This is a genomic window from Lentibacillus sp. L22, from assembly GCF_040812445.1.
In the GTDB taxonomy this organism is placed as follows: Bacteria; Bacillota; Bacilli; order Bacillales; family Amphibacillaceae; genus Lentibacillus_C; species Lentibacillus_C daqui.
Genome location: NZ_JBFNXI010000034.1, coordinates 21,969 through 37,525, shown reverse-complemented (window position 1 = coordinate 37,525; position 15,557 = coordinate 21,969). Strand labels below are relative to the sequence as shown.

10 protein-coding genes are annotated in these 15,557 nt (G+C 38.4%); 4 read left to right on the top strand and 6 right to left on the bottom strand.

Annotated elements, in window-relative coordinates:
- Positions 1-60 precede the first annotated feature (60 nt).
- The 4 genes from ABRT01_RS13550 to ABRT01_RS13535 form a co-directional block, all read right to left on the bottom strand.
- Complete coding sequence (locus tag ABRT01_RS13550; protein ID WP_269410244.1) at positions 61-1,746, bottom strand: ABC transporter permease; 1,686 nt, start codon at positions 1,744-1,746, stop codon at positions 61-63.
- Positions 1,747-1,753: 7 nt separating this feature from the next.
- The gene (locus ABRT01_RS13545; protein WP_269410243.1) at positions 1,754-2,851 is read right to left on the bottom strand and encodes an ABC transporter ATP-binding protein; all 1,098 of its coding nucleotides are present in this window, start codon (positions 2,849-2,851) and stop codon (positions 1,754-1,756) included.
- A gap of 100 nt (positions 2,852-2,951) precedes the next feature.
- Positions 2,952-4,034, bottom strand: a complete 1,083-nt coding sequence (locus tag ABRT01_RS13540) for an extracellular solute-binding protein (RefSeq protein ID WP_269410242.1) — start codon at positions 4,032-4,034, stop codon at positions 2,952-2,954.
- 16 nt (positions 4,035-4,050) lie between these two features.
- Positions 4,051-5,211, bottom strand: coding sequence for an ROK family transcriptional regulator (locus tag ABRT01_RS13535; protein ID WP_269410241.1), 1,161 nt, complete (start codon positions 5,209-5,211; stop codon positions 4,051-4,053).
- A 346-nt stretch (positions 5,212-5,557) separates the two neighbouring features.
- Between ABRT01_RS13535 and ABRT01_RS13530 the strand changes: the two genes are divergently transcribed.
- The 3 genes from ABRT01_RS13530 to ABRT01_RS13520 all read left to right on the top strand — a co-directional run bounded on the left by ABRT01_RS13530 (position 5,558) and on the right by ABRT01_RS13520 (position 11,433).
- Positions 5,558-8,344, top strand: a complete 2,787-nt coding sequence (locus tag ABRT01_RS13530) for an FIMAH domain-containing protein (RefSeq protein ID WP_269410240.1) — start codon at positions 5,558-5,560, stop codon at positions 8,342-8,344.
- A 393-nt stretch (positions 8,345-8,737) separates the two neighbouring features.
- Entirely contained in the window at positions 8,738-9,883 is a 1,146-nt protein-coding gene (locus ABRT01_RS13525) for a M20 family metallopeptidase (protein WP_367747855.1), read from the top strand.
- A gap of 125 nt (positions 9,884-10,008) precedes the next feature.
- Positions 10,009-11,433 (top strand): YfcC family protein, encoded by a 1,425-nt coding sequence (locus ABRT01_RS13520; protein WP_269410239.1) that lies wholly within the window; start codon positions 10,009-10,011, stop codon positions 11,431-11,433.
- Positions 11,434-11,913: 480 nt separating this feature from the next.
- Here the strand turns inward: ABRT01_RS13520 and ABRT01_RS13515 are convergent, their stop codons facing one another.
- On the bottom strand, positions 11,914-12,279 hold the full coding sequence (locus tag ABRT01_RS13515) for a hypothetical protein (RefSeq protein ID WP_269410238.1): 366 nt from the start codon (positions 12,277-12,279) through the stop codon (positions 11,914-11,916).
- Positions 12,280-13,038: 759 nt separating this feature from the next.
- Between ABRT01_RS13515 and ABRT01_RS13510 the strand changes: the two genes are divergently transcribed.
- Complete coding sequence (locus ABRT01_RS13510) at positions 13,039-14,403, top strand: alkaline phosphatase (protein ID WP_439649410.1); 1,365 nt, start codon at positions 13,039-13,041, stop codon at positions 14,401-14,403.
- 121 nt (positions 14,404-14,524) lie between these two features.
- On the opposite strand, the gene ABRT01_RS13505 is transcribed toward ABRT01_RS13510, so the two are convergent.
- A complete protein-coding gene (locus ABRT01_RS13505) occupies positions 14,525-15,349 on the bottom strand; it encodes a metallophosphoesterase (RefSeq protein ID WP_367747846.1) in 825 nt (274 codons plus the stop codon).
- Positions 15,350-15,557 lie beyond the last annotated feature (208 nt).

Genomic DNA, 15,557 nt, shown 5'->3' with positions numbered 1-15,557 from the left:
GGCGTCGGCATACCCCTTTTGCAGGGGCATGTCATTTTTACCGGACTTTTTGAACATCCTCTACAATGTATTTTCTGATTTGACCCCGAAGAATCTATAAGAGATATACATGACAATTGCTATTAAACCGACTTGAATCATTCCATACGCAGCGGCTTGTCCCATGTTGAACATACGAAGCTGGTTCATAATTTCAATAGATATTGGTCGATTGCTCAATGTGTATAACAAGACAGAGGTTGGAAATTCTCCAATTGCCTGCACAAAAGCGAGCAATGTCCCACTTAGAACACCAGGCATAATGATTGGGATTACAACCCGTCTGAATGTATAAGACCACTTTGCCCCCAAATTCTGTGCCGCTTCTTCTAAAGAATCATCCATTTGTTCCAATACAGCGTTTGTAGATCGTACAACTAATGGAATAAAGCGTACAAAGTAGGCTAACGGCAGAATCCAAAATGTACCAACAAGAATGTGACCAAACGAGAATGGTGTAGGTTTATTAAATGCTAATATAAGATTCATACCAACAACCGTAGCTGGAAGCGCCCATGGAATCATTACCAGGATATCCAATAAATTTTTTCCGATAAAGTTACGCTTGACAAGTGCATAGGATGTGATAATACCAAAAACAAACACACCCGCACAGGCAAGACATGTCATAATCAAACTATTCCTTACTGGCTCCCAGATATTCGTGTTGTCAAATAACAATTTATAGTTTTCCAAACTGAAAGCCTGCGGATATGTTTGCCAAGTCCAAGCCCCCTCTGGTACAAGTGATAACATAAGAAGTATAAAATGTGGGAGCAATAAAATGATCATTGCTATAATTCCAATCGTTACCATGGTCCATTTTAAGATTGGATTGTTCACTTCACTACGATGGGCGCCTATACCTTTACTAGCCATCCGATAGTCTTTTCTGTTTTGATACCATCGCATAAACAACAAGAAGGAAATGGAAACAACTGACAAAATAATGGATTGTGTTGCGGCCATTTCCAAATCACCATTGATTTTGGAAAAGTATATTTGCAAGCTTAGTACTCTAAATCCCCCAGCTAATAGAAATGGTGCACTAAAGGAAGCCATGGATACCATAAATACCAATAAAGACGCTGCAATTAATCCCGGTGTTAGCAGTGGGAATGTTACTTTCCAAAACACTTTAAATTTATTGGATCCTAGGTTATACGCAGCTTCCTCTAATGATGGATCAATATTATTTAAAGCAGATGATGTTGTCATATAAAAATAGGGATACATTGTATATGCATGGACTAGCAATATTCCCGAAATCCCACCGATACTAAACGGCACCTTTGACAGATGAAATAAATCTTTAATAGCATTTGGCACTAAACCAGCTTCTCCGTATAAGAACATAAAGGCCATGACTCCAACTAGTGAAGGGAGGACAATGGGCATAATCGCAATGTTAGAGAAAAATTGGCGCCCCGGGAAATCGTAACGGTTAAAAATATATGCTAATGGCACGCCGATTAAAGCACTAAAGAACACAGATAATAAGGAGATATATACAGAGTTCCATAATGCCTCGAAGTTCGCAGCAGCTTTGGCTCCAAAAAAATCCTGATAGTTTGCTAATGAAAAAATACCGTTTTTCTTGAAGCTTTCAATCAGTGTTGCGATGGAAGGATATAGTACATAACCAATTAGCACCAATACAATAGGAATCAATAAGATTATTGTTTTTCGCTTGTTTGCAGTTAACATCTTCAGCTCACCCCTTTACACCTGGGATTACTCTTATTTGGTCTTCGGGAAATTGAACATGTACTTCCCTTCCTTTATCGAGATATGTACTAGGACCTTTATTTAAATTAGTAGTCTTGATGGTAACTTGATCATTTATTTGCACAAAAGTATGAACAGCCTCTCCAGTAAATTGAACAAGTGATACGTTACCAGTACATACATTATTGCCATCTACTGGGTTTGGATCAATTTTTATCGCTTCCGGGCGAACGGACATAAAGAGCTTATCTTCATCTGTATACCTGGCTGTATTTAATTCATTATTGTGAACGAAAATGGATTGGTTTATATCCGGTGCGTAGAATACAGATTCCGCGTCTTTGTGTTCCTTGAAATTTACTGGAAAAAGATTCGTTTCACCTATAAATTCAGCAACAAAATCATTTACGGGTTGGTTGTAAATTTCCGTTGGTGTACCGACTTGATGACACTTTCCTATATTAAATACAGCTATTCGATCACTCATCGTTAACGCTTCTACTTGATCATGTGTTACATAGATTGTTGTGATACCATATTCTCGCTGTAATCTTAAAATCTCGGCTCGCATCTCTTCCCGCAATTTAGCATCTAAATTACTTAGTGGTTCATCTAATAGTAGAATATCTGGCTCAATTACGAGTGCACGTGCCAATGCTACACGTTGTTGCTGCCCACCACTTAATTGACTAACCTGACGATCAATATACTGATCTAAACGTACTTTTTTTAGTACATCCCCAACTTTTTCTTTTATTTCAGTTTTATTAACCTTTCGAACCTTTAATCCGAATGCGATATTTTCAAATACAGTCATATGAGGAAATAAGGCATAGTTTTGGAAAACCATCCCTGTATTCCTCTTTTCTGGTGCAACCCTGGTCATATCTCTATCATTAAATTTCACTTTTCCCTCGGTAGGGTAGTAGAATCCAGCAATCATTCTTAATGTTGTGGTTTTTCCGCATCCGCTTGGACCCAAAAAGGTAAAAAATTCGCCTTCTTTGATAAGTAAATCTAAATCTTTAACTGCTGTCACATCTCCAAATCTTTTTGTGATTTTGGATAAATTAACAGTTGACATGAAGCAACAACCTCGCTTTCCTGGAAAAAGAGCTTATCACCCTTAAGCAGGGTGATATAGCATCTTTTAAAATTAATCATCTGAACATTGATTTATTATTCTATTCTTTGTCACTTTTATCTTTGTCTGAACTCTTGATGTGATTATCCCAGTAGTCCATCCATTCATCTGATTTTTCTTCAACTAAGTCCCAATCCATATCCATTGGTTTTATATCTGTTTCCTCAATCCAGGCAGGGAGATCCTTAATATCGTCACGGGTTGGGATACGATAATATTCTTCTGCTAGTAACTTGGCAGCCTCCGGAGTATTAACGAACTCATAAAATGCCTCCGCTGCCTTTGGATGTGGTGCACCCTTTATAATTGCGATTCCTTCAGTAAGTACTGGAGTACCACTTTCTGGAATTTTATAACCAAATGGGTATCCTTTTTCTTCTGCTAATTGTACAGTATCTGGCATATTCCAAACTGATACGGTACCAACCCCTTTTGCGATTTGGTTGTACATGATTTCAGGGTTTGCAGAGTATTCTTTTGTATTGCTATCAAGTTTTTTCAACCATTCGTAACCTTCCTTTGGGTCTTCGGTATCTTTGTACGTATCATAAATTATTCCAGAAAAAATGGTACGCATCCCACCGGAAGCTAATGGGTACCTAATAATAATGTCATCTTTCCACTTTGGGTCTAGAAGGTCATCCCAATCACTTGGGGCTTCTTCTTCTGAGAGTTCTTTTGTGTTGTATAGAATCACTTGTGGTGTGATCGATGTTCCGGACCACAGCCAATTGGGGTCGTGGTACAAGTCGTCTAAAGAATCTGCATAGGATGGTTGATACTCTTGCAAGAGGCCTTCGTCTGCTGCCTGGTTAAAGTTAACTTGTGGAGCCCCCCACCAGATATCCGCTTGTGTATTGTTTTCCTCGGAGCGGACCCGATCTAATATCTCTTGTGATCCCATGTCTAGAAATTCCATTTTTATGCCATACTCATTTTCAAATTGTTCCTGGAAATCACCCAAAATATCAGTTCCATGTGGCGAATAAACAACTACTTTTTCTTCTAAATCAGTATTCTCGCCACCTGTTGAAGAAGTTTCTTTGTCATCGGATCCGCCCGCCATGCATCCGGATAGAATGATTACAAACAATAATAAGATTAACCAAGTGCTTTTTTTCACTAGTTTTTCCCCCTCGTTAAATTAGTAATGTTTCGTGCTCTTTTAAAAATAATGCTACTGCACCAATAACCCCTGCTTCTTTTCCAAAGGTTGTCTGTTGTATTTCACATGCTCCTGGTGTATATCGTTTCATGATGTCTGTAATCTGCTTTTGGATAATTGAAAATGAACCACTGACACCACCCCCTAATATAATTAATTCTGGATCAAATAATGATACATAGTTAGCTAGTCCAATAGCTAGATTTTCTAATGCTAGATTAATTATTTCTATCGCATCTTCATGACCTTGGTTGTAAAGGGCAAAAGCCTCTTTAGCTGTAACATTCTTGCCGGTTTTTTCTAATAACTGCTTACTTATTGACGAACCACTTGCAATGCTTTCCAAAAATCCGTACCCCTCATAAACGGGATGAAACTCCTTTGCGCGAACACGATCAGTTACTAAATATCCAATTTCACCAGCACTGTAATTGCTCCCACGGTATAAATTTCCCTTTATCATAACACCGCTTCCTATGCCCGTTCCGATCGCAATATATATTAGATTGGATTTGTCCTTGCCAATCCCTTTCCAATGCTCTCCTAATACATTTATGTTTACATCGTTATCTACCTCAATTGGCAAGTTAAAAATTTCTTTCATCTTGTCTTTTATGGGAAAACTTTTCCATTTCAAAGCTGGAGCTTCCAGAACAATTCCCTCAGCCACATTTGTTATACCAGGGGTCCCAACGCCGATCCCAAGTATTTTTTTGTCTTCGATTCGCAGTTGATCTATCATTGATTCAACGTTTCTTTTTATTTCTTTAAATAGATGTTCGCCTAGATGTTGTTGAGTAGGAAAATCACGATAGGCGCAAACATCGCCATTCAGATCAGTAATCCCTAAAGTAACATTTGTACCGCCGATATCAATACCGATAATGTATGATTGTTTAGGGTTGAACATTAGGTTAACAGGCTTTCTTCCGCCCATACTCGTAGCTTGACCATTACCAGATTCGTATATCAAATTGCTTTCCAGCAATTGGTTGACGATTGTTGATACAGTTGGTTTACTAAGTGAAAGCCTTTTGGATATGTCAGCACGGGTTATAGCGTCTCCTTCTTTAATACACTGTAGAACAAGTTTTTTATTGATTGCTTTTATGTAAGCTGCATTTCCCTTTTGCATGAAATAGACCCCTTAAATAAAATTCTATGCTAATGTTCTTTGATTAACTATATGGAAGTTAGTAAACTTAACTTACTAATTTGATTGTTTAAAATTATTATACATGAGCGACCAATAAAATGTAAAGGCTTACTTCTATGTTTACGCAATAGATAAGCTGTTTATGAGAGAGATTGATTAAATAGTATTTTTGTTCTATTTACATTATTCTAACATAATGATAAGTTGATAATACTATATGTTGCCAGACATAGTTAGTAAGTAACGATTACTAACCAAAACTGAAGATAAGGAGGTATCCGCTTTTAAAGGCAGCATAAACCTAAAAAATGAAAGGGGTTACACAGTGAAGAAATATTTTTCCTTTCTTTTATCACTACTGTTGATAATTGCCTTACTGCCATTTCAGGGATTAGCAAAGGAAAAGGATGATCCGGATGTCGAATTGTGGAATGTAGTAAATCCACTTCATACTACAGCAACTTTTTTAAACACCGGTGCACACCCCGACGATGAGCGTAGCGATTTGCTTGCCTATTTATCAAGAGGATTAGGTGTTAAAACCGCCAGCCTTATCGCAAATAGAGGAGAAGGTGGTCAAAACGAAATAGGGAATGAACTTGGTACCGCACTTGGGATTATTCGATCCAATGAAATGATTGAAGCCGCCAAGATTACCGGCGTTAAAGCATATCATTTGAGTGAAACTACTTCAGATCCTATTTATGACTTTGGGTTTTCGAAATCACCTGAAGAGACATTGGAAAAATGGGGCGAGGAATTAACATATGAACGTCTCATCCGTTTTATAAGAAGTTATCAGCCGGATGTAGTAATGCCTGCTTTTAGAAATGTACCAAGTCAGCACGGGCACCATAGAACAATGGCAATATTGAGTCAGCGTGCATTTGAAGATGCAGCTGATCCAAATGTTTTTCCCGAGCAAATTGAAGACGAGGGGTTATCGCCTTGGCAAGTGAAGAAATTCTATTTGCCAGCTGAATCTGAAGATACATCAACAACATCCGTGGAAATTGGCGACTATGATCCCATTTATGAAATGTCGTATCCCCAACTTGGACAAAAATCTAGATATATGCATAAGAGTCAGGGTATGGGCATAGACGTACCTGTTGAACCAAAACAGTTTCATTTGGAATTAGTTAAATCAATTTATCCTCAAAATAAAGAGGATGATGGTATTTTTGACAATATTCCATATGATTTTAATGATTGGGCAACAGTTATCTCTGACAATAGTATTCGTTCAGGTTTAGAGAATTTACAACAAGAATTAGATGAAATTATTGATTTATATCCCGATCGTGAAGCGATATTACCAAACTCTCAAGATGCATTAAAAAATGTACGAAAACTAATTGACAAAGTTGAAAAAAGAGATACCGATCCTTCCGCAATGAATGATTTACTTCATAAACTAAAATTAAAGGAAGAGCAGCTACAAGAGGTTAGTTTGGTAGCGTCCGGACTGGATGTAAATACGACGCTTGATTCAGAAGAAGTAACCCGGGGTGAAAGCACTAAAGTTGAGATGACAATTACTAATAACGGTAAAAAGGCAATACATCATATTGATACTACGCTGCTTACACCAAAAGGTTGGACAGTTGATAATAGCAAATCTAATATTAAAAAATTGGAGCCAAATGAATCTAAGGACGTAACATTTACTGTTGATGTACCTGAAGATGCGACATACTATCAGCCTTATGGTGAATCATCTGTCAAATCGAGTATAACATTTAAAGAAAAAGGTGCTAAAACAACAAATATTCAGGAATTAGATGAGACATTTGCTGTATTGCCGAAGATTGCGATTGCTACAGATCCGGGAGATATAGTGTTAAATACTGCAGATGTAAAGAATGAGTACAATGTTAATATAAAGGTAAAGAATTACGCTAAAGGGGAAAAAAGTGGCTCTGTTAAGTTGGATTTACCTGAAGGGTGGACAAGTACTCCAGAAAAAGTAGACATGAATCTCAAAAATCGATTAGATGAGCAAATAGCAGAATTTAAAATTACCCCTCCTAAGAATATAGAGGAAGGTGACTTTTCAATAGGTGCAATTGCTAAGTCTGATAATGAAAAATATGATACATCTGTTCAGGAAATAAGCTATGATCACATTAACGACGCTTATTTCCAGTACCCGGCTACAGTAAATGTTTCAGCTTTTGAATTATTGAAACCAGATTCACTAAAAATCGGTTATATTGACAGTGGTTTTGATGAGGTAGCTGATTATTTACTTGATGTGGGTTTTGATGTAACGAAATTAAGTGAAACAGATTTACAATCAGGTGATTTAAGTCAGTACGATACAATTGTAACTGGAATTAGAGCGAATTTATCACGTCCAGACTTAATAGAAAATAATAAACGCTTACTTGAGTATGCTAAAAATGGTGGACATGTGGTCGCTCAGTATCATAAACCGGGGGATAATTGGGATACAAATGAAACTCCACCATATCCATTGGAAATAGGTAATCCATCGATTGAATGGCGGGTTACTGATGAGGATTCAGATGTTACCATGACACAGCCGGATCATAAATTATTTAACTATCCAAATAAAATCACAGAGAATGACTGGGATGGCTGGGTACAAGAAAGAGGATTGTATTTCCCTATGAACTGGGATGATCGATATGAAACGTTTGTGAGTATGGCAGATCCGGGAGAAGATCCGTTTGATGGTGGTATTTTAATGGCAGATTATGGGGATGGAACCTATCTATATACAAGTTTAGTTTTCTACCGTCAAATCGCTAATCAAATACCGGGCGGATACCGAATTTTCGCAAATTTATTAAGTTACGGCGTAGAAAAGGATGCCAAAGAAATTAGTGCATCTGAAATAAAAACATTGATAGAGCGTCTGGCTAATGAGGGAGAATTTGATGATGAGAATGATGTTCGTTTGTTAACAACTCATTTGACTGCTGTTAGCCATTATGAGAATAAGGAACAAGGTGAGAAGGTTGTTAAACATATGACTAGCTTTAAACAATTAATTCATCAACTGCTAGAGAACGATTCCATTTCCGAAAAGACTTATAATGAATTAAATAAGGATGCAGATTCTTTGATTAAAAAGTGGCAGTAAAATGATTCCCTCCCTTGTATACAGGGGAGGGGATTTATTATCAAAATGCATAAAAGACGATCCAAAAACCAATATTGAGGGCACAAAATAGAAATGAAAAAACATGGCATGGTAATAAGTCAGCTATCTTGTTTTAGCACTATTAGAGAAGAAATGTAGGCTTTTTTAGCCACCTAAACACTACTTTAGCTTCTGAATCTAAGCCATCTAAAGTTCATCCTACAAACATATCAAGCAATTCAGCGGCACATTCTAATCGACCCGGTCCGATATATTTGCCAAAAAAAATGATATAATAACCAAAAAAACCGAAAATTCCATCGTAAATTTTGTCAAATCATGGTATAATTCCAAAATACATTATTCAGAATTGGAGGCATCATTGTGACACTTATGGAGAATTTCGAAAGTATAAAAAAAGAGCTTGTAAACATAAGTCACCAACTTTATGACAATCCAGAGCTTGGGGACGAAGAATATGAATCAATGAAATTATTGGTTGATTATCTTCGTTCGTATGAATTTGAAGTAGAAACAGGGATAGTAGACAGGCCGACAGCTTTTAAGGCGGAGTTTACTGGCGGGAAGCCCGGTCCAACGGTTGCTTACCTGGCAGAATATGATGCATTGCCGGGGATCGGTCATGGATGTGGACATAATTTAATTGCAACAATGGCAGTTGGGGCTGGTATTATTCTTCGTAAACAAGTAGAAGAAATAGGTGGAAAGGTGGTCGTTTTTGGAACACCAGCGGAGGAAACGAGTGGCGCGAAAGTACCGATGAGTGAACAGGGAACATTCAATGGTGTTGATGTAGCCATGATGGTGCACCCTGCCGACGTTTCTTCTGAGAGTGGCCCATCGCTTGCCATGGATGCTATTCAATTTTCCTTTACCGGGAAGGCATCCCATGCAGCGGCATCGCCTGAGGAAGGTATTAATGCTTTGGATGGCATTATTCAACTGTTTAACGGGATTAATGCGCTTCGAGAACATGTACCATCGGATATTCGAATTCACGGCATTATTTCCGAGGGTGGTCAAGCGGCAAACATTGTCTCCGACAAAGCTGTTGCACAGTTCTATGTCCGGGCGAATGAGCGTAAAGTATTGGACGATGTTGTCAAAAAGGTAAAAAATATCGCGCATGGAGCTGCAGCAATGACAGGTGCATCCGTAGAAATTTCTAATTACGAATTAAGCTATGACAATATGATCACAAACAAGGCGTTATCTGACACATTTACCAAAAACCAAAAAACATACAGCCAACAACCGGTTTATGCTGCAGTAAAACCATCAGGATCTGCGGATATGGGAAATGTAAGCCAAGTTGTTCCATCGATTCATCCATATGTAGGGTTGAATGAACCCGGTCTTGTATTTCATACCAAAGCGTTTGCGGACAAGACAGTTACAAAAGATGGGGAGGCAGCTATTTCTGAAGGAGTATTATCTTTGGCAAAAACTGGATATGACGTGATAACTGATCAAGAATTGTTGAAGGCTATCAAAACGGAATTTGAGAACAGTAAATAAATCCAAACTTTTTTACCTGAACAGACAGTGATATATCTGCTTGAAAAGGAGGTTTTTGCAGTGATCACTGCCTGTTTTATTTTGAAAATATTGTAAGAAATTTTTGTTTATAAGGAGAGGGTAAGGTGAGTGAGGTATCGGTTTTAAAGGAGAAAAAAACAAATAAACCGAAAAAGAAATTTGAATTTCCCCATGTTTTCGTGATTTTATTTGCTTTAATTATCATTACAGTGGTGTTAACCTACTTCATTCCTTCTGGAGAGTACGAACGTGAATTAAATGATGCTGGAGAAACGGTTGTAGTTGACGGCACTTACCATACGGTTAAAACAAATCCAGTTGTTTTTTTTGGCATCTTTCAAGCGGTGCATAAAGGAATGGTTGAAAGTGCCGAGATTATCTTTTTCATTTTCATAGTAGGTGGTTCCTTTGGCATTCTCAATGCTACCAAAGCAATTGAAGCAGGGCTTGCAAGTGTTTCCGCTAAAATGGCTGGGAAAGAGATTTATTTGATTCCGGTGGTGATGGTTTTATTCGCTTTAGGAGGTGGATCATTCGGGATGTCGGAGGAAACCATCCCATTTATTTTAATTTTGGTGCCTTTAGCTATTAAAATTGGCTTTGATTCCCTTGTCGGTGCTGGGATGGTAATTGTTGGATCATGTGCCGGTTTTACTGCAGCATTTATGAATCCTTTTACAGTAGGTGTGGCACAGGGAATAGCTGAACTGCCACTTTTTTCTGGAATGGGCTTTCGGTTTGTTGTTTGGTTTATTTTTGTATCCGTTAGTATTGCCTACGTTATGATTTATGCGAATAAAGTAAGGAAACGTCCGGAGATAAGTATGATGTACCAGGTGGATCAGCAACGAAATATTGAGCATTCCGTCCAAGACCAAGCTCAAACACTAAATTTAAGACAGTCTCTTATTATTGGAATGCTTATTTTAACCATTATAGGTCTTGCGATTGGTGTGACATTTTTTGATTGGTATATCATGGAGATTGCCGGTTTGTTTTTACTTATGGGAGTTATCGTTGGTTTTATAGGGAAGTTAAAGGTGAACCAAATTGCTGAGGCATTTGTTAATGGTAGTAAGGAGCTGATTGTTGGGGGGTTAGTAGTTGGGCTGGCTTATGGGATTCTTGTGGTATTACAGGACAGTAATACCATCGACTCGATTCTGTTTTTTGTTTCCAGCTTGGTTGGCCAATTACCAACGTCTTTTTCGGCAATGGGAATGTATATTACGCAAAGTTTATTAAATTTTATTGTTCCATCCGGAAGTGGACAAGCAGCCTTAACCATGCCTATTATGACCCCGCTAGCTGATTTGACGGGAGTTAGTCGGCAAACAGCTGTCTTCGCTTTCCAATTGGGTGACGGCATATCCAATGCTATTACCCCAACCGCCGGCGTTTTGATGGCTTCATTGGCCATTGCTAAAATTCCTTGGATCAAATGGGTTAAATGGTTTTGGCCCCTAATTGTCATTCATTATATCGTTGGTGCTATATTAGTAACGATTGCGCATTTGTTTGTATGGTGAGAGAAGTAAATTTTGATTTGGTTGAAAATTCAAGGAGTAAAGAAAAACATTTTGATTATCACAAGACTATAAAGATACTCATTCCTACACACAGGAATCCGTGATTAAAAATCCTGAATAAGCATCAAGTGTACAAAATTCAAATTTTTGGTACTATCTTGTTAGAAAACCATATACTATAATAAAACTGCACCATGCTTCAAACATGGTGTAGCTACAATAAGATCAAACCCCAGCAGGAGGGGTTAGGAAAAGGTAAAAGTAATCCCTCAAGGCCCACCAATGCACATGGGGGTTCACTTTTTATTCTTGTCGGATATGATAGAGGCAATAAGCATGCCGAATGAAATCAGCAGCATAGATAGAAAGGGGTCATTATCAATCCTGCAGGTGTGCGTACAGCAGATGAAGGTTACCTGGAAGGGTTAAAAAGCGAACCAAAACCCTTATCATGGCAATCCTGTCCTCAGTGCTCCTTCGTCAACGATACACGTTGCCACTCTCTACTATATACCATTTTCCTTGGGACAAGCCGATGATAAAATTGATATCCCATCCTTTCTTGCACATTTCTGATATTTGTTTGGATACCTGAATCGGCCCTATATCCGTCTCACCGCTAACTGTATCTTTCACCCAGAGCTTGCCCGGCTCGGTGTCGATAACGGTGAAGTAGCCTTCCAGTATGTCTTCAAACGGTTGATTCGTTGTACCTCTTGAATAGTCGAAAATCAGGTCAGCCAGCTTTTCGACAGTGGGAAGATCATTAGATTCGCCGAAGTAATCTTTTAAATTAGCATATTCATCCTGATCGATGTAATTATTTTCAAAGAGCCACTTATTCAATTCTTCATGACCCGTATCGCTACTTTCATAAATGACTCTCCACTCATGACTTTACGAATCATGAAATAGTTCAGGAATTCCTCAATCAGCGTATCTTTCACTCGTTCAGGACCGAACATCCGGATAGCTATCTTCGTCTTTCTTAAATTGTGTTTTCCACTGCTTCAGTTCATCTTCACTTAAGTAATTTGAGCATACATATTGAGATAATCCCGGAACAAGTCGATCACGTCTTCATAATCGCGGTATGTTTTTTCTTTTAATCGATTATGCTGTTCTTGCAAAAAAATCGTTTAAAATCATATCAATTGTTTTGATAGATATCCCCACCCTTCGTTAGGATTTGATTGATTGTCCTGATTTTTTTAAGTAGCGTCCGTCCTCCTCCTATAACGATCTTGTCTGCTGCTTGTTATTCTAATATCTTTCTTACTAGTCTTTCTATCGGCAAATGGTGCTAACGAAATTCCCTGTCGATCCTTGCACAGTTACATATGCATTTCAAAAAATAAAGCATAGGTAAGAGGATAGGGAATTTAGAGAAAAGCCTCGTTGAGATGAGTATAATAGAGAATGCTTATCAATCGTTCATAAATATTGTTCCTTAGTTAAAGTCCGTTCGACAAAGTGTGTTCATTTTTACCCAGCCTTAATGCCCCAAAAATCAACAAGAAAAATCAAAAAATTGCAACTTACTTACTATTTCCATTAATAGAATCATAACTTATAATAGAATTACAATTATAAGTTCGAAGGAGGATGTTCATGCGAAATAAAGTATGGGTAGTTATTGTTATTTGTATCCTTGCTGTCGGCGGAATAATCGGAATAAGCGGGTTAACTTCAGATGCAGTTAGTAGTAAAGCAGACGATACATCACCAGACAATGAAAAAGTTAAAAATGTAATTGTATTAATTGGAGACGGAATGGGACCATCTTATACAACAGCATACCGTTACATGAAAGATAATCCTTCCACTCAACAAATGGAAGAAACCGTTTTTGATCAGTATTTAACAGGGATGGCTAAAACATACTCCAATGATAAGGACGAAAATGTAACCGACTCAGCTGCGGCCGCAACCGCTATGGCAGCAGGAATCAAAACATATAATGGTGCTATTTCCGTTGATAAGAATGAACAACCAGTGGAAACCGTATTAGAGGCAGCGAAAAAGAATGGAAAATCTACAGGATTGGTATCGACATCACAGATTACCCATGCTACACCTGGAGCCTTTGGTGCACATAACGAATCACGAGATAATTATGATGAAATTGCAGATGATTATTATGATGAGATGATCGATGGGAAACATAAGATAGATGTTATGCTTGGCGGTGGGGTAGATAACTTTGATCGAGACGACCGCAATTTAATTAACGAGTTTAAAAACGATGGTTACCATTACGTTACCACCGCTGAAGATATGAATAATAACAAGAATGCAAGATTACTAGGTTTATTCGCCCAAGTAGGAATGAAGAAGGCGATTGATCGTGAACCGTCCACGCCTTCGCTGGCTGAAATGACAAATGCAGCACTAAAGCAATTAAACAAGAATGAGGATGGCTTTTTCCTAATGGTTGAAGGTAGTCAGATCGACTGGGGCGGACATGATAATGATGCGGTGAGTGTTATGAGTGAAATGGATGATTTCGCAAAAGCGTTTCAAGCTGCCATTGCATACGCAAAGGAGCATGGTGATACCCAAGTCATCATGACAGCAGATCACTCGACAGGTGGTTTATCGATAGGGCGCGACGGGGACTATAATTTTGATACGGAGGCAATTAAAGCAGCAAAACGTACCCCGGAGTATATGGCTGAACAAATAATTGATGGAGCATCGGTTGAATATATTCTCAATAAATATGTAACATTTGACTTAACTGATACGGAATTAACAGATGTGAAAAAAGCTGCTGCTACGGAAGACGTTGATACACTGCACCAAGCCATTTCAGATGTATTTAATGAACGAGCGGGCATTGGATTTACAACAGGCGGACATACTGGTGTTGATGTACCAGTCTACGCATATGGACCACATAGTGAGCGTTTTTCCGGTTTGATTGAGAACACAGATATTGCTAATGAAGTCTTTACATTTGTGAGATAAGGGAAATATGGACTTGCATCGATTCAGGATGCAGGTCCTTTTTAAAAAGTTATTATTTGGAAAAGGCCGGAAATGCTTTGTCCCCATTGTTTTCCTAATGTTTACTTTTCTTTCATATCCCTCATTTACTTCCAACGATCGTAATTAAACTCAACTGACTTTGGTTTAAAAATCGCACTGGCAGTCTGGTCGTGCCAAGCCCGCTGTCAATATACAGATACCGATTCGGCTCAATTGTGTATGTTCCTTTCGTACGTTTCGGGAAAAATCCCTGACCTGGTGCCACCAATGCCCCGATAAAAGGAAAACGAACCTGTCCCCCATGCGTATGCCCGCTCAAAATCAGATCGGCCGGTATAGCATAATAAGTTTCGGTAATGTCGGGTGAATGAGACAGCAAAATGGTATAGTAATCATCGCCAATTTGATGAAAGGCTTGATGGAGATCTTCATGTTCTGTTGAAGCATCACCGACGCCAGCTATATGAAGGGTCATCATATCCTTTGTGATTTGCGTGTTCTGATTATCCAGGATAATAACGCCACGTTCGTGCAGACCATTGAAAAATTCTTCTGAAAGTGCATTTGCCCACTCATGGTTGCCAGATACAAAGAAAACATTCTGATTGATTGCAGTCAGCTCATCGATTAACGAAAAAACATATTTTAAATTCTTCGTTGTTCTATCAATCACGTCGCCAGTCAACACAATAATGTCAGCGTTGGATGATTTAATGGTATGGATCAATGTTTCATTGTTGGATCCAAAATTGTGGTTATGCAGGTCGGTCATTTGCAAAATCGTAAAGCTGGATCCCGCTGGAAGTTTACTGCTGTTAAATGTAACCCGCTTAAGTTTGAAATAATGTGTTTCCCGATAAATCTTAGCGCAGCATGCAATAACAAACGCTATGAACGCCGCGATGGCAAAGCTCATCTTCTTCATGAAAGCCCTCCTTGAAAAGACGTGTTAGACATATCTTAAGTGTAGCACTTCAAGGAAAAAAGGAACAGGACCTTTCTTGTGGCTCATGTACGAGAAATGAGTTGTCAATTTGATAGTTACTAAAGAGTTGGATAACTCGATTGTAGTTAATGTAGTGACAGCAATTTATTAAGTTTTGTAAATAGCCGAGTTTGGTGGTGACATTTTC